Here is a 16,546-nt window from a genome sequence, read left to right as displayed (position 1 = left end):
AATGCTAATTGTTCATATTAGCGTTAAATGTGGAGGTTGGAGTGAATGCATTGACGCGTGTCGCTCGTGGGGGGCTCCCCGTGGGGCGATATCTATGCACCCACTTATAGGTTCTATTCACCCGAAGGCGGGGTTGAGGCCGGCGGTTGTTTCAAGGCCATCGAGACACCGGCTGGTGAGGATGGCCACGGCGTTGAACGGGCGGTAGAGGCGGCCTTTACCGAGGCCAAGGTGGCTGGCTTGAGCCAGCCAATGGTGGTCGGGGTGATTCCCTTCGACAAGCAGCAGCCGTCCAGTCTGTTTGTCCCGCGCCATGTTTCGCGCCTGTTGCCAGTCGCGCCGCCGACCCGGGTTTGCGGTTTGCCCTGCGGCAAGGCCCGGCAATGTATCGAGCAGCCGGACCAAGCTGGCTTCAAACAGGCTGTCGGCCGTGCGGTAGACGTATTGCGTGGCGGTCAGGTGAGTAAGGTGGTGCTGTCGCGCTTGTTGCAGCTCGAGTTCGACAACGCACCCTGCGCCGCCACGGTATTCCAGGGGTTGCGTCAGCAGAACCCCGAGGCCTACCACTTTTCCATGGACTTGCCGGGTGGCGGTGTACTGATCGGCGCAAGTCCTGAGCTGTTGCTGCGTCAGCAGGGGCGGCACTTTACCTCCAATCCGCTGGCAGGTTCGGCCAAACGGCTGGCTGACCCGGCTGCCGACAATCAGGTGGCGCAGGCGCTGCTGCAATCGGCCAAGGACCTGCATGAGCATCGTCTGGTGATCCAGGAGCTGGATCGCCAGTTGCGCCCGCTGTGCCGCAGCCTGAGCATGGCCGATGCGCCATCGCTGCTGCAGACCGCGCGACTCTGGCACCTGTCGACGCAGATCGCTGGCGAGCTGGATACGCCTGCTTCCGCCTTGAGCCTGGCTTGCCGGCTGCATCCGACGCCGGCGCTGTGCGGCTTTCCGACGGCTGCGGCCAAACGTCTGATCGCCGAACTGGAGCCGTTCGACCGCGGCGTGTTTGGCGGCATCGTCGGTTGGAGTGATGCCGATGGCAACGGCGAGTGGGCGGTGGTGATCCGTTGCGGAATCGTCGAGCACACACGGGTCCGTCTGTTTGCCGGCGCGGGGCTGGTTACCGCGTCTTGCCCGGAATCGGAGTGGCAGGAAACCGGCAACAAGCTCGGCACCATGCTCTCGGCATTCGGCCTGGAACGGGAGGCGCTATGAGTCTGGTGCCGTTCACGCCCTGGCCAGCGGAATTTGCCGCGCGCTATCGCCAGGCCGGTTATTGGCGCGGTGAGCCGCTGACACAACTGCTTGAAGCTCAGGCGCAGACGCAGCCCGAAGCCATTGCGCTGATTTGTGGTGATCGCCAGCTGAGCTACGCCGACGTGGATGCGCAGGCCGCTCATCTGGCTCAGCATTTGGCCAATCAGGGCTTCGCTCCGGGTGATCGGGCGTTGGTCCAGCTGGGTAATCAGGCTGAGTTCTATATCGTCTTCTTTGCCCTGCTCAAGGCGGGAATTGCGCCGGTCAACGCGTTGTTCAGCCATAGCCGCCTGGAGCTAATGGCCTACGCCGGGCAGGTGCGTCCACGGCTATTTATTGGCAGCCGTCAGCATCCGCTGTTTGTCGATGATAGTTTTCTCGATGAGTTGCAGGCCGTTATCCCTGAACTAGATACGCTGCTGCTCGAGGGCGATGCCGATCCTGCGCGGTCACTAAACGCCTGGCTGCAGCCGGCCGCCGCGCAGCGTGCCTATGCGCCGACGCCAGCCGATCAGGTGGCGTTCTTCCAGCTGTCTGGCGGCAGCACCGGTACGCCGAAGCTGATTCCGCGCACCCATGACGATTACGCCTACAGCGTGCGCCGCAGCGTCGAGGTCTGTGATTTCGACCGTGACACACGCTACCTCTGCGCGCTGCCGGCGGCGCATAACTTTCCCTTGAGTTCGCCCGGCGCATTGGGGGTGTTCCATGCTGGTGGCTGCGTGGTGCTGGCTGCCGACCCGGGGCCGGCGACCTGCTTTCCGTTGATCGCCCGCCATCAGGTGAATGTCAGTGCGCTGGTGCCGCCAGCACTGTCGCTGTGGCTGCAGACCGCAAGCGAACACAGGGCGGAGCTGGCCAGCCTGCAGCTGTTGCAGGTCGGCGGCGCGCGCTTGCCCGAAGCGCAGGCACGGCGCATCGGCAACGAGCTTGGCTGCCGCTTGCAGCAGGTGTTCGGTATGGCCGAAGGCTTGGTCAATTACACCCGCCTCGACGATGACGAGGCGCATGTCTACGGCACTCAGGGTTGCCCGATGAGCCCTGCGGATGAAGTGCGCGTGCTCGACCGTGACGACAAACCGGTGGCGGTTGGCGAGGTCGGTGCGCTGCTGACCCGTGGTCCCTACACCATTCGCGGTTACTTCCAGAGCCCGGCGCACAACGCCCAGGCCTTCGATGCCGAGGGCTTTTATCGCTCCGGCGATCTGGTGCGACTGCGCGCCGATGGCTACCTGGAGGTGGTCGGGCGGATTAAGGATCAGATCAACCGCGGCGGCGAAAAGATCGCCGCCGAAGAGGTCGAGAACCTGCTGATGGCCCATCCCGCGATCACCCACGCGGCGCTGGTGGCCATGCCTGACACGGCCCTGGGCGAGAAGAGCTGCGCCTTCGTGGTCAGCCGTGACCCGGCGCTCAAGAGCATCGCTCTGCGCAAATTTCTGCGCGGCTTGGGTGTGGCTGATTACAAGCTGCCCGACCGTTTCGAGCAACTCGACCAGCTGCCCATGACCGCCGTCGGCAAGGTCGACAAGACCCGTTTGCGCCAGCGTATCGCCGCGCACCTGACTTCTATTGCATAAGGATTTTATTTTCATGGCTATTCCGGCTCTGCAGCCCTACCAACCCCCCCAGCGAATGGACGCCGAACAAGGTCAAGTGGACCCTTGATCCAGCCCGTGCGGTGCTGTTGATTCACGATATGCAGGCGTACTTCGCCGACTTCTGGGAGGCCGACAGCGCCTTTGTCAGTGCCCTGGTTGAGCGCCTCGCCGCTGTACGTATGCAGTGCAAGGCGCTGGGTATTCCGGTGGTTTATACCGCACAGCCGGGTGTGCAAAGCGATGCCGAGCGCGCCCTACTTAACGATATGTGGGGCCCGGGCATTACCCAGCATCCCGAGCGTCAGGCGATCATCGCAGGGCTGGCCCCGGAGCCCGACGACACGGTGTTGGTGAAGTGGCGCTACAGCGCCTTTCAGCGCTCGCCGCTGGAGCACATGATGACTGAGCTGGGTCGCGATCAACTGATCATTGGCGGGATCTACGCCCATATCGGCTGCCTGATGACCGCCTGCGACGCCTTTATGCGCGACATCCAGCCGTTCCTGCTGGCCGATGGCGTGGCCGACTTCAATCAGGCCGACCACCAGATGGCGCTTAACTATGTAGCTACCCGCTGCGGCCAGGTGATTGGCTGTGCCGACGTACTCGGCCTGGGCCGCGCCACCGCACCGGCCTGGACCCGCGCCGCCTTGCAGGCGCGGTTGCTGAGCTTGCTGGATGAGCTGGACGAACCTTTCGACCCCGACGAGAACCTGATGGATTACGGTCTGGACTCGATCCAGGTGATGGCGCTGCTCAGCGAGTGGCGCGCGCAAGGCCTGGAACTGAGCTTTACCGACCTGGCCAAGACGCCGACGCTGAACGGCTGGTGGAGCCTGATCGAACAGCATGGCGGTGCCGCATGAGGTCGCCAGGTGTCGCCCAGCAGGGCCTGTGGCACGGCTATGTGCTGAATGAAGACCGTGCCATGTTCAACACCGCCGAATGCATTGCCTTCGCCGGCAAGATCCAGGCGCCGCCGCTGCTCGCCGCGTTGCGCCAGGCGGTCAGCGAGTGCGAAGCGCTGTCCGGGCATTTCGTGGTCGATGGCGAGCAGCTGTGGTTCAACCCTGCCGAGCTGCCGCTCAGCGTGGCGCAGGTGAAAATACCGGTCGGGGTCGATGCTCAGGCCTGGGTGCAGCAGTGGGGCATGAGCGAGATTCGCCAGCCGTTCGATCTGGAATGCGAGCTGCCCTGCCGCTTCACTCTGCTGCAGGGCGAGCAGGTGGATTTTCTCTACGGCTGCATTCACCACATCGCCCTCGATGGTTATGGCAGCAACCTGCTCTATCAGCGCGTTGCACAGTTGTATGGCGCGGCAACGCGCGGTGAACCGGCCGCACCTTGCGAGTTCGGTGACTACGCCGTAGTACTTGCCGAAGACGCCGAGCGTGAAAACCAGGGGCGCACGGCTGCGGCTCGCGACTACTGGCGTGAACAGCTCGGTGCGTTGCCTGAGGCAGTCAGCTTTAGCGAGCGTGTCGCGCCTATTTCGGCGACCTTCCTTCGTCATTCGGCGGCGTTCCCGCCGGCGCTGTGGCAGGCGCTGAATCAACTGGCCGAGGCCAATAAAATTGGCTGGCCGGATCTGCTGTTGGCCGCGTTATCGGCGCAGCTGCGTCAGGTCAGCGGCAGCGCCGCTCAGGTGCTCGGGTTGATGGTGATGAACCGTATGGGTTCGGCCTCCTTCAACGTGCCCTGCATGCAGATGAACATCGCGCCGCTGTGCCTCGATCTAAGCGATCAGGCCAACCTGCTTGAGGCCGCGCAGAGCATCGGCAAGCTGCGTCGCAGCAGCCGCAAGCATCAGCATTACCGCTACGAATCGCTGCGTCGCGACCTCGGCCGGGTCGGCGGCGAGCAGCGCCTGTTCGGCCCGCTGATCAATATCATGCCGTTCGACCGGCCGCAGACCTTTGGCGACTGCCCGGCGCGAACCTTGAGCCTGAGCGCCGGCCCGGTGGAAGATCTGACCCTGGAAGTGCACCTGGGGGCTGATGGTGTGCCGCTGCTGGATTACGACGCCAACCCGGCGTGCTACAGCCAGGCGCAGGTGCGCGCGCTGCAGGAGGAGTTGTTCAGCCTGCTGGCTGCCTGGTTGCAGGCCCCGCAACAGCCGCGTGATGAGTTGCTCAGCGCCTGGAGCGCGCAGTACCGCGCGCAACATTTGCTCAGCGCGCCGATCGCCGAGCAGACCGCCATGGCCGAGGTCGGCAGCGTGCTGCTGGCCATTCGCGCCCAGGCCGAACGCCAGCCACAGCACCTGGCGCTGTGCCAGGGCGAGCGCAGGCTTACTTACGGTGAGTTGCAGGCACAGGCCGAAACCATCGCCGCTGCCTTGAGTGAACGTGGCGTGCAACCGGGCGAGCGGGTTGGGGTGATGCTCAGCCGCAGCCCCGAGGCGATTGTCGTGCAGCTCGGCGTGCTGTTGGCCGGTGCGGTGTATGTGCCGCTCGATCCGGAGCAGCCTGGCGAGCGTCAGCGGCTGATCTGCGCCACCGCGCAGCTGGCACTGGTGGTCACTGAAGCGGCGTTCCGCCATCGCCTGGCCGATAGCTACAGTGGTCCGATCGAACTGGCGGGCGTGCTGCACAGCGCCACGCGCCTCTGCGCACCACGTCAGGCCGAGGCCGCGGCCTACCTGATGTTCACCTCCGGCTCCACCGGTACGCCCAAGGGTGTGGAAATCAGCCACCGCGCGCTGGATCACTTTATCCAGGCGGCGCGCCTGCGCTATGGCGTGGCTGCCAGCGATCGCATGCTGCAGTTCGCCCCGTTCAACTTCGACGCCAGTATCGAGGAGGTGTTTGTCAGCCTCAGCGCAGGCGCAACCTTGGTGCTGCGTACCGATGCGCTGCTGGAATCGATCAGCGCCTTTGTCGAAGGTCTCGAGCAACTGGCAATCAGCGTGCTCGACCTGCCGACCGCGTTCTGGAACGAATGGGTGGTGGCCCTGCGTGCTGGCCTGGTGCAGGTGCCGAGTGGGCTGAAGAGCGTGATCATCGGCGGCGAGGCGGTCTATCCCGAACAACTGACGGCCTGGCAGCGCATGGCCCCGCCAGCGATTCGCCTGATCAACACCTATGGCCCAACCGAAACCACGGTGGTGGCGAGCACCTGCGACCTGCAAAACCTCGCACCTGGCGGCGATAGCCTGCCAATCGGTCAGCCGCTAGGCGGCGTAACGGCGCTGGTGCTGGGTCGTGGCGAACGTCCGGCCGAGGAGGGCGAGCTGGTGCTGTGCGGTGCGCAATTGGCCAACGGCTACCTGGGCAGTGATTCGCAAGCCTTTGCCAGCCTGCTGATCGGCGCGCAGCAGACGCCGGTCTATCGCACCGGTGATCGGGTGCGCGTGGAGGGTGCCCGGCTGGTTTACCTCGGCCGTCTGGACAACGAATTCAAGATCAGCGGTTATCGCATCCAGCCCGGCGAAGTCGAGTCGCGTCTGCTGGCCTTGAGCGGTGTCGATGAGGCCTGCGTACAGGGCCTGGAACTGGGTGGCGGGCTGCGTCGGCTGGTGGCCTTTATCAGTGGCCCGCGGGATGACCTGCGCGGCATTCGCCAGGAGCTGAGCAAGCTGCTGCCAGCGGCCATGGTGCCGACCGACTACCGGCACTACCCGGCGTTGCCGCGCACCGCCAGCAACAAGCTCGACCGCAAGCGCCTGCACACTGAGTACCTGCAAGGCTCGCGCGAGCAGGCGCTGGACGATGAGACCCAGCAACGGGTGCGCAGCATCTGGCAGCAAATTCTCGGCGTCAGTGCGATTCAGGCCGCTGACAACTTCTTCGAACTGGGCGGCCAGTCGCTGCAGACCATCCAGATCGTCAACCGTCTGGCCAGTGAGTTCGGCACGGCGGTGAAGGTTTCCGATGTCTTCGATCACCCGCGTCTGGCGGACTTCTGCCACTTCCTCGACAGCCGCGTGCTGCAGAGTGAAGCGCAGGTGGAACAGGTCTGGTAAGGAAGCGTCATGCCAATAAACAGACAAATGGATTTCAGCGGTCAGACCATCTGGGTCACCGGTGCCGGCCAGGGCATTGGCCGCAGTGTGGCGGAGGGGGTTGCCCAGTTGGGCGGGCAGGTGATCGGCTTCGACCTGAGCTTCCCCGAGCAGGATTACGGCTTTACCCGCTATGTACTGGATATCGGCGATGCCCAGGCGGTGCAGCAGGCCTGCCACGAGTTACTGGGTGCCCATGGGGTGATCGATGTGCTGGCCAGTGTCGCCGGCGTGCTGCGTCTGGCACCGATCGAGGAGCTGGCGCTGGAGGACTGGGATGCCTGCCTGCGGGTGAATGTTTCCGGACCGTTCTATTTGCTGCGCCAGCTGATGCCGCGCTTCAAGGCCTGGCGGCGTGGCGCAGTAGTGGCGGTAAGCAGCAACGCGGCGCATGTGCCGCGCATGCAGATGGCCGCCTACAGCGCGTCCAAGGCAGCCCTGAGCAGCCTGATCCGTACTGCCGGCCTGGAGCTGGCGACCCATGGCGTGCGCTGCAACCTGGTGTCACCGGGCTCCACCGACACGCCAATGCAGCGCGGCATGTGGCACAGCGCCGATGCAGCGACGCGCACCATCGCCGGCTTTCCCGAGCAGTTCAAGCTGGGCATCCCGCTGCAGAAGATCGCCACCCCGGCGGAGGTCGCCAGCGTCGTGCTGTTCCTGGCCTCCAGTCTGGCCAGCCACATCACCCTGCAAGACATCGTGGTTTGACGGCGGCGCAAGCCTGACCGACTGAGAGGATACGCATGAGCACTAATATCATCGGCCTGCTGAACCAGCTGGCCCGCCAGGGCGTGCAGCTGAGTCTGAATGCCCAGGGCCAGCTGGTTTCCCAGTCGAGCAAGGACGCTATCACCCCGGAGTTGGGCCAGCAGATTCGCGCCAACCGCGACGCCATCATCACCTGCCTGGCGGCCGCCAACGCCTTTGCCGCGCCGATCCAGGCGCAACACGCCGAGAGCGGCCCGCTGTCGTCGTCGCAGAGCGGTTTGTGGTTTATCGAGCAGTACGAAGAAAGCTCGCACCTGTACAACATGCCGGTGTATTTCCGCCTGAGCGGCGAGCTGGATGTGCCGGCGCTGGCGTTCGCCTTCGATGCGCTGGCGCAGCGTCACGGCAGCCTGCGCACGCGCTTTGTGCGTAATGCCGAGGGCCGTGGCGAGCAGCAGATTTTGCTGCAGCGGCCGCTGCAACTGGACGTCGAGGATTTGTCCGCACTCGAGTTCCCAGCCCGTGAAGCTCAGGTGGCACAACGGGTGCGCGAGGAAATCAACCGGCCCTTCGACCTCACCACGGGTGAGCTGACCCGTGTACACCTGCTGCGCCTCGGTGCGCGTGAGCACGTGCTGCTGATCACCCAGCACCACATCATCTCCGACGGCTGGTCGGTGAAGAACATGTTTGCCGACCTCAAAACCGCGTTTCTGGCCTTCCAGAATCGCCAGCCATTGAACTGGCAAGCGCCGGCGCTGAACTACATCGACTACGCCAGCTGGTTCAACTCGCCGCTGTTCCGTGATTACCATGAGCAGTTCAAACCCTTCTGGGTCGAGCGCCTGCGCGGCATCGCCGATGTGCACAGCCTGCCACTGGACAAACCGCGCCCGGCGCATCAGGCCAGTGGTGGCGAGCTGGTGTTTTCGACTATCGACAACGCGTTGTGGGAGCGTTTCAAGCAGCTCTGCCAGCAGCACAACACGTCGCCCTTTATCGGTCTGCATGCTGTGTTTGCGCTGCTGTTGGCGCGACATGGCGGCGAGCGCGACATCGTTATTGGCACGCCGCTGGCCTACCGCGAGCGCCCGGATATCGAAGGGCTGGTGGGCTTTTTCGTCAACACCCTGGTGCTGCGCACCCAGCTGCCCGAACGGCAGAGTTTTAGCGATTACCTGCAGGCTTGCCGCAAGGACGACCTGGAAGCCTTCGACCATCAGCTGTACCGCTTCGAGGCGCTTAGCGAGGCACTCGGCATGGATCGCCACACGGCGATCAACCCGATCTTCCAGATCATGCTGGTGTACCAGGCGCGGGTCGATTTCAACGACCTGATTCCCGGTTGCCAGGCGGTCGAGGAAACCTCGCCGGTGCTGCCGGCCAAGACCGATATCTCGGTCAAGGTCACCGAATTGATGGACTCGGTGCGGGTTGACTGGCTGTACGCCACGGCGCTGTTCGAGCACGCCACGATCGAACGCTATGCCGAACGCCTGTTGTTGCTGCTAGAGGCCGTGGTCGAACAACCCGAGATGGATATCTGGGCGTTGCCACTGCTCGATCAGCCACTGGTGCAGCAAACCGCCGCGCGCCTGGCCGCGCTGCCCCGTGAGTATCCCAACCGGCGTACGGCGCTGGGCCTGTTCGAGGATATGGCGCGGCTGCATCCGCAGCGCCCGGCCCTGGGTGTTGGCCATAGCGCTGTCAGTTATGCCGAGCTGGATGCGCGAGCCAATCGCCTGGCGCACTGGCTGCTTAGCCAGGGCTGCGGCCCGGGTGCGCTGCTAGGCGTCCTGGCGCGCCGCGAGAATGCCTTCGCCGTGGCAGTGATGGCCATCTGGAAAATCAACGCCGCCTACGTGCCGCTGGACCCGGCCTACCCGCGTGAACGCTTGCAACACATCCTCGGCGATGCCGGCATCGAGTTGATCGTCGGCCAGGGCGAGCCGCCATTTGCATTGAACACTGGCGTGCGCTGGGTCGATCTGCAGGATGCCAGCCTGCAGGCGCAACTGGACGGCATGCTGCCGACCACCCCGGCGCTCGGCCATGATCCGCAGCAGCTTGCCCAGGTGATCTACACCTCCGGTTCTAGCGGCCTGCCCAAGGGCGTGATGGTCGAGCAGGGTAGCCTGGTCAACCTGCTGCAGGACCATGCCCAGCGCCTGCAACTGAGCTGCGAGGCACGCATGTTCAACTGCATGTCGCTGTCCTTCGACGCCGGCAATATGTGTGCGCTGCTACCGCTGACCCAGGGTGCGAGTCTGGTTTGGGGGGAGCCGGATGAAGATCTAGTCGAGCAGATTGAGCGCAGCGCCAGCAGCCATATGATTTTCCCCACCGCCTTGCTCGCCACCTTGCCGGACTCTGCGCTGCCGACTGTGCAGGCGATTGGCTTTGGCGGTGAGGCCTGTCCGGCTGGGTTGGTCGAACGTTGGGCCGGGAGGGTACGCCTGATCAATATGTACGGGCCGACTGAGACCACGGTGACCGCGTTATGCAAACACTTAGAGCCAGGTAGCAGTTTGAGCATCGGCTCGCCGATCGACGGCATGCAGGCGCTGATCCTCGATGAGTTGGGCAACCTCTGTCCGGTCGGGGTACCGGGCGAGCTGTGTCTGGCCGGCCTCGGCCTGGCGCGCGGCTATCTGAATCAGCCTGAGCGCACGGCGGCGGTGTTCCGCGAACACTGCGTGGCCGGCGTGACGCTGCGTCTGTACCACAGTGGCGACCGTGCGCGGTTGTTGGGTAATGGTGACTATGAATACCTCGGTCGGCTGGATGAGCAGATCAAGCTGCGCGGCTACCGCATTGAGCCGGGGGAGATCGAAACCCAGCTGAGCCTTAGCTGCCCGGAGTTGCAACAGGTCAAGGTGCTGGTGCTGCGCGATGGCCAGCGCCAGGCCCTGGTCGCCTACGCGGCGCTCAAGCCCGGTGCAGCTCAGCCTGCGGTCGAGGCGATCCTGCATGATGTGGCGCAGCGCCTGCCGGAATATATGGTGCCGAGCAGCCTGGTGCTGCTTGAACAGATGCCGCTGACGCCCAATGGCAAGCTCGACCTGCGTCAACTGCCGAAGATCGATCTGGCGGCTGGCGGCGAGCATACGCCGCCAGCCAACCCGCTCGAGGCCGAGATCCTCGCCATCTGGCAGGCCGTGCTGAATCAGCCGCTCGGTGTGCAGAGCGACTTCTTCCAGCTCGGCGGCGATTCGATCCTGAGTATCCAGCTGACCACACGCCTGCGCGATGCCGGTTATGCCTGCTCGGTCAAGGAAGTGTTCGAGGCCAAGACCGTGCGCCGCCTGTGCCGGGTGCTGGGCAGCAAGCGCAAAGATATCGCGGTGCAGGCCGAGCAGGGCGTGCTGATCGGTGAGTTTCCCTTGCAGCCGATTCAACGCTGGTTCTACGAGCAGCCGCTGGCCACCCCACAGCACTGGAACCAGGGCGTGCTGCTGCGCTTGCCCGAGGACGTTGGCGCACCGCAGTTACGCAGCTATCTGCAACAGCTGCTGCAGCATCACGATGCCTTGCGCCTGGCGGTAACGGAAAGTGGCCAGCGTTATCTAGAGAACCTGCCGCTGGGCTCACCCGCATTACTGGACTACCGCGAGCTGGGCGAAACGGGTTTGCAATTAGCCTTAACCAAGTTGCAAAGCCACTTCGAGCCGATGCTGGGGCGCACGCTCTGCTGGGGGCTGGTGGAGAACCTGCCGCAGGGCCGCGCACTGTTTATCGCCTGCCATCACCTGGTGGTCGATGCGGTGTCCTGGCGCATTCTCGCCGATGACCTGGCGCGGTTGCACCGTGGCGAAGCGCTGCCGGCCAAGACCAGCAGCTACCGGCAATGGGGCCAGGGCCTGACCGCCTATGTGTTGCAAGCCGGTGCGCAGCTGCGCTTCTGGCGCGAACGCATGGCTGCGATGGATTACCGAATCGCGCCTGAATGGGTCAGCGCCGAGCCGACCCAGGTGCATCTGCTCGAGCTGGAACCAGTGCTGACCCAGCAACTGAGCCAGCACGCTACTCAGGTATTTGCCCGCGAGATGCGCAGCCTGCTGTTGGCCGCCTTGAACCGCACGCTGAGCGAGATGGGCCTCGGTCAGCGCCAGTGGATTCTGCTGGAAGGCCATGGCCGCGAGGCGATTGACCCGAGCCTGGATGTCAGCCGCACGCTGGGCTGGTTTACCAGCATGTACCCGCTGGTGCTGGATGATCAGGCGGACTGGGCGCAGCTGATTGCGCAGTGCGCCGAACAGCTGCGCCAGGTGCCGGACAACGGCGTCGGTTATATGCCGCTGCGCGCCAGCCTGACGGAACCCAACCCCTTGCCGCTGCCACCGGTGGCGTTGAACTACCTGGGCAGCGCGCGCAGTGGCCAGGGTGATTGGCAGCCGTTGCCCATCGCGCCGGGGCGGCCGAGTGCGGCGGACAATCGTTCGGCAGAGCTGATCAGCCTGCACGGCGGGATCTTTGATGGCCGCCTGACCCTGCGGCAGATCGGCTGCCTGCGTGGTGATCTCAGCGAGCAGTTGCTGCAGCGCCTACGTCAGCACCTGGGTGAATTGGCCAGGTTGGCTATGGAGGTACAGCAATGACGGTGATGCAACACAACCTCGGCGTGCCACTGCTGGGTCCGCACCTGGCGCAGGTATTCGCCGAACAGGCGGATGCCATGGCGCTGGGCTGGGCAGGCCAGCGTTACAGCTACGCGCGCCTGGCCGCGCGTACGGCGGCGATTGCCGCGCAACTGACGGCGCGGGGCGTGCCGCCTGGCGCGCGGGTCGGCCTGTACTTGCAACGCTCGCCGATCTGTTGGCGGCGACGCTGGCCTGTCTGCATAACGGGTTGTGCTTTGTGCCGCTGGATCCGGAGTTCCCCCTCGAGCGCTTGCAGGGCATTGCCGACGACGCCGAACTGGCGCTGGTGCTGCAGGATGCCGAGGGCCTGGGCAGCTTTGCCATGCCGAGCCTGCACCTGCGCGAAGGTGAGGGCGGCGAGCTAAGCTGGCCGGCGCTGGATGAGCAACAGCCGGCTTATATGATGTTTACCTCGGGCTCCACCGGGCGGCCCAAAGGTGTGGTGATCAGCCGCCGCGCCCTGGCCAATTTCCTCAGCGCCGCCAGCCGCCGACTGCAGTTGGGTAGCGCCACCCGCTGGTTGTTTATCACTACCCCGGCCTTCGATATCTCCCAGCTGGAAATGCTCGGCCCGCTATGGGGCGGGGGCGCACTGGAAGTGGTCGGCAATTCGGCGCACAAGGACCCGGATGCGCTGCTCAGGCTCTTGGCCGAGCATCCGGAAATCAACACCCTGCAGGCCACCCCGGCATTCTGGCGCATGCTGCTCAAGGCCGGCTGGCCAGGCCGCGCCGGGCTGACTGCGTTGTGCGGCGGCGAGGCGCTGGATGCGCCTCTGGCCGAGCGCCTGGTGCCATTGGTTGGCCAACTGTGGAATTGCTATGGCCCCACCGAAGCCACGGTCTGGTCGCTGATGGCGCAGGTGCAATTGCCGCTCGGCGAGCAGGGCGTGCTGCTGCACCAGTCCCTCGATGGCTACCGCCACTGGGTGCTGGATGAGGCAGGCGAGGCGTTACCTATCGGCGGCGAGGGCGAGCTGTGCATCGAAGGGCCGTCGTTGGCCAGCGGCTACTGGGCGCGTGATGACCTGACTGCACAGAGCTTTATTAGCTGGCAAGGCCGCCAGCTGTATCGCACCGGTGACCGCGTGCAGCGGGTCGGTGAAGACGCCTACCGCTATCTGGGGCGGCGTGACGAGCAGATCAAACTGCGCGGCTTTCGCATCGAGTTGGGCGAGATCGAAGTCTGTCTAAGGCGTATCGACGGCGTGCAGGATGCGGCGGTGCGCCTGCATGGCAGCGGCGATGAGGCGTGTCTGGTGGCGTACGTGGAACTGCGCGAGGACGCTGGTTTGGGCCGTATGAGCATTCGCCGCGCGCTGCAGCAGCGGCTGCCGCACTACATGATCCCCGGGCGCATCCTACTGCTCGATAGTTTGCCGAAAACCGCCAGTGGCAAGCTCGATCGCAAGCGTTTGCCGGCTCCGGAATAGTTGCAGGTTGGGTTGAGGAGCAACGCGACGAAGCCCAACGCGTCATGGCGCGTTGGGCTTCGCTGCGCTCAGCGCCGACCTACAGACATTCGTTCAGTTCTTCAGCGGCTGAGCGTCGGCTTTGCTGAGCAGCTGTTCGATATCGGCAATCACCTGCAAGGCGGCCTGTGGGCCGCCGAGCGAGGTCCATAGCGAACCATCGACTGCGCCAAAGCGTTTGCCCTGGATCGCCGAGAGTTGCTTGAACGCCGGAGTATGTTCGGCCTGTTGCAGGGCTTCCACGGCTTCACCGCTGGTGCTCAGGGTGCCGATCACCAGCCAGTCGGCGTCCAGCAGTTGCAGCGACTCCAGGCTCAGGGCCATGGAGTGGGTGTGGCCGGGGTCCTGCTGGTAGCCCGGGCGAACCAGGCCGACGTCGCTGATCACGCTGCTGGCGAAGGCATCCTTGAACATGTAGGACGGGCCTTTGGGGTTCCAGCGCACAATGCTGAAGGTCTCGCCCTGGTGAGCCTTCAAGCGTTCGCGGGCTTCAGCGGCGCGGGCGTTGTAGCGTGCCAGCAGCGCATCGGCGGCAGCGCTCTGGTTGAGTGCATTGGCGGTGCGTTGCAGGCTTTCCTGCCAGGGCTTGGCCCAGGCGAAGGTGATCACCGTGGGGGCAATCTCATTGAGGATTGCCAGTTGCTCGGGTTTTACCGGGCCGGTAAGGATCAGGTCGGGCTCCAGTTCCAGCAGGGTTTCCAGATTCGGGTTGTCGATATCGCCGACCACCTTGATCCCGGCCAGGGCTTTACTGTCGAGGTAGCGCGGCGGCGCTGCCTGGCCACGGCCGTTAATCGTTCCAACCGGGGTGATGCCCAGGGCCAGCGCCGCATCCAGATCCAATTCGCTCAAGGCAATTACCCGTTGCGGCGAGCTGGGCACGGTGACCGGGTTACCGAAGGCGTCTTCGACCTGACGGGTGTCGGCCACGGCGGCCGTGCTCAGCAGTTGGCTGACCAGCAGCAGGGGCAGGCTCCAGCGCAATACAGTAGTCATCGGGTTAGTCCTGTGCAGAGTGGATGGGTTTGCGCCGGCGCGGCACCACCACCGGGGCGCCGTCATCGGGCGCCGCAAGGATGTCCACGTCGGTGTCATAGAGTTGGTCGATCAGGGCCTTGTTGATCACCTCACGGGCCGGGCCTATAGCGGCGATGCGGCCGTTATCCAGGGCGATGATTTCATCGCAGTAGCGCGCGGCCACGCCCAGGTCGTGAATCACGATCAGCACGGTGCGGCCCTCGCCGACAATATTCAGCACCGCCTCCATGACTTCGGCCTGGTGGCCGATATCCAGGGCGCTGGTAGGTTCATCGAGCAGCACTAGGTCGGTGTTCTGCGCCAGGATCATGCCCAGCCAGGCGCGTTGGGCCTGGCCACCGGACAGCGAGGAGGCGACCTGTTGCCAGATGTCCTGCAGTTGCATGGCGTCGCGAGCACGGGCGACTTGCAAGGCATCTTCCGCGCTCCACTGGTTGAACCAGCCCTGGTGCGGATGGCGGCCGTATTGCACCAGCTGCTCGACGCGAATGCCTTCGGCCATTACCGGGCGCTGCGGGAGAAAGGCCAGCTCGCGGGCCAGGGCCTTCATCCCGTAGCGCTGCAGCGGCGTGCCATTGAGTTCGATCTGGCCATCCTGCAATGGCAGTTGTCGCGCCAGTAGCTTGAGCAGGGTGGATTTGCCGCTGCCATTGGGCCCGACAATGCCGATCAGCTTGCCTTTGGGTAGCTCGAACGATATGCCCTGCAACACGCGCTTGGCCTGGTAGGCAAAGCTCAGGTTGTGCGTGCGCAGTTGCGCAGGTGGCGACAACAGGGTCATCAATCGGAGCCTTTGCGGTCTTTGAGCAACAGGATCAGCAACAGAACGCCGCCGAGCAGGCGGGTCATGATCCCGGTGGGAATTTCTTCGGGCTGCGCCAGCAGGCGTACCAGGGTGTCGCTGCCCACCAGCAGCACTGCGCCACATAACGCTGCCAGCCAGATCGGCGCGAGGTGATCGCGGGCCAGCCAGGAGGCGATGATCGGTGCGGCCATGGCGATAAAGATCACCGGGCCGCCGATGGCGGTGCCCAGCGCCGCCACCAGAATCGCCACGCCAAGCACTGCCAGTTGCAGCGCCGCGACCTTGATGCCGAGGTTCTGCGCCGTCGCCTCGCCGAAGCGCAGCAGCGCCAGCGGGCGGTTAAGCCAGGCCAGTAGAGGGCAGAGTGCGAGCAGAATCAGCGCAATTGGCGCGACCGTGCTGTAGCTGGCCCCGGCGAAGTGGCCCATGGTCCACAGGTAGATGCTGCCCAGATGTACCAGCGGCTGAGTGGCCATCATGAAATCGCCAACGGCCCCGAGCAGTTCCGACAGGGCGATGCCGATCACAATAAACAGATAGCCTTGCTCACCTGGACGGCGGCACAGAACAAATAACGCCACAGCGGCCAGCGCCGCACCCAGCGGCGAGGCCCACCAGGGCCAGCTGCCAAGGGTCAGGTAGAGGGCAAAGCCGATCACCGCCAGCGATGCGCCTTCGTTGACCCCGACCATATCCGGGGTGGCCAGGCGGTTGCGTACCAGGGTCTGAATCAGGCAACCAGCCATGCCCATGGCCAGCCCTGCGACCACCACCGCGGCGACCCGTGGCATGCGGATCTTGAACACCATGATGTCGTCGAGCTTGCTGCCCTGGCCGCTGAGCGTGGCCAGTACATCGAACACTCCCATGCGCCCGGAGCCGAGGCTGATGGCCACGATCACTAGCGTCAGTAGCACCGCCAGCACCAGCAGGCTGAGCAGCCAGGTGCGCCGGTGCAACAGTAAATTGAGTGGGCCCAGACGCAGATGCCAGAGCCCGGAGGGTTGATGGCTAGGCATG

Annotated in this window: 10 protein-coding genes and 2 pseudogenes; 8 read left to right on the top strand and 4 right to left on the bottom strand. The window is 64.5% G+C overall.

Annotation, left to right across the window (positions count from 1 at the left end; all coding sequences use genetic code 11):
• The first annotated feature begins 57 nt into the window (after positions 1–57).
• The 6 genes and pseudogenes from BLW24_RS22685 (at position 58) to BLW24_RS22660 (ending at position 12,170) form a co-directional block, all read left to right on the top strand.
• Positions 58–1,215, top strand: a complete 1,158-nt coding sequence (locus tag BLW24_RS22685) for an isochorismate synthase (RefSeq protein WP_244161240.1) — start codon at positions 58–60, stop codon at positions 1,213–1,215.
• Entirely contained in the window at positions 1,212–2,837 is a 1,626-nt protein-coding gene (locus BLW24_RS22680) for a (2,3-dihydroxybenzoyl)adenylate synthase (RefSeq protein WP_090387116.1), read from the top strand. The genes BLW24_RS22685 and BLW24_RS22680 overlap by 4 nt, the downstream gene beginning before the upstream one ends.
• Positions 2,838–2,938: 101 nt before the next feature.
• On the top strand, positions 2,939–3,724 hold the full coding sequence (locus BLW24_RS22675) for an isochorismatase family protein (protein WP_276326456.1): 786 nt from the start codon (positions 2,939–2,941) through the stop codon (positions 3,722–3,724).
• Entirely contained in the window at positions 3,721–6,822 is a 3,102-nt protein-coding gene (locus BLW24_RS22670) for a non-ribosomal peptide synthetase (RefSeq protein WP_090387114.1), read from the top strand. Before BLW24_RS22675 ends, BLW24_RS22670 begins: the two co-directional genes overlap by 4 nt.
• A 9-nt stretch (positions 6,823–6,831) precedes the next feature.
• Positions 6,832–7,597, top strand: a pseudogene (gene dhbA / locus BLW24_RS22665) (2,3-dihydro-2,3-dihydroxybenzoate dehydrogenase).
• Between the two features lie 10 nt (positions 7,598–7,607).
• Positions 7,608–12,170, top strand: coding sequence for a non-ribosomal peptide synthetase (locus BLW24_RS22660; protein WP_090387112.1), 4,563 nt, complete (start codon positions 7,608–7,610; stop codon positions 12,168–12,170).
• Here the strand turns inward: BLW24_RS22660 and BLW24_RS27320 are convergent.
• Entirely contained in the window at positions 12,122–12,373 is a 252-nt protein-coding gene (locus BLW24_RS27320; protein WP_276326455.1) for a hypothetical protein, read from the bottom strand. The genes BLW24_RS22660 and BLW24_RS27320 overlap by 49 nt on opposite strands.
• On the opposite strand from BLW24_RS27320, the pseudogene BLW24_RS27315 reads away from it, so the two are divergent.
• A pseudogene (locus BLW24_RS27315) lies at positions 12,254–13,167 on the top strand (AMP-binding protein); the annotation flags it as partial. The gene BLW24_RS27320 and the pseudogene BLW24_RS27315 overlap by 120 nt on opposite strands.
• Entirely contained in the window at positions 13,141–13,644 is a 504-nt protein-coding gene (locus BLW24_RS27310) for an AMP-binding enzyme (protein ID WP_420875046.1), read from the top strand. The pseudogene BLW24_RS27315 and the gene BLW24_RS27310, both read left to right, overlap by 27 nt.
• Positions 13,645–13,737: 93 nt before the next feature.
• On the opposite strand, the gene BLW24_RS22650 is transcribed toward BLW24_RS27310, so the two are convergent.
• Genes BLW24_RS22650 through BLW24_RS22640 form a run of 3 tightly spaced genes read right to left on the bottom strand, consistent with a single transcriptional unit; the run spans position 13,738 to position 16,545 of the window.
• Positions 13,738–14,679, bottom strand: coding sequence for an ABC transporter substrate-binding protein (locus tag BLW24_RS22650; protein WP_276326453.1), 942 nt, complete (start codon positions 14,677–14,679; stop codon positions 13,738–13,740).
• 4 nt (positions 14,680–14,683) lie between these two features.
• Positions 14,684–15,502, bottom strand: coding sequence for an ABC transporter ATP-binding protein (locus BLW24_RS22645; protein WP_090387110.1), 819 nt, complete (start codon positions 15,500–15,502; stop codon positions 14,684–14,686).
• Positions 15,502–16,545, bottom strand: a complete 1,044-nt coding sequence (locus BLW24_RS22640) for a FecCD family ABC transporter permease (protein WP_090387109.1) — start codon at positions 16,543–16,545, stop codon at positions 15,502–15,504. Before BLW24_RS22640 ends, BLW24_RS22645 begins: the two co-directional genes overlap by 1 nt.
• Position 16,546 lies beyond the last annotated feature (1 nt).

Origin of the sequence: Pseudomonas anguilliseptica (genome assembly GCF_900105355.1) — a bacterium.
GTDB classification, from domain to species: domain Bacteria; phylum Pseudomonadota; class Gammaproteobacteria; order Pseudomonadales; family Pseudomonadaceae; genus Aquipseudomonas; species Aquipseudomonas anguilliseptica.
Note: the sequence above shows the minus strand (reverse complement) of the source record. Positions and strands in the feature narration are given on the sequence as shown.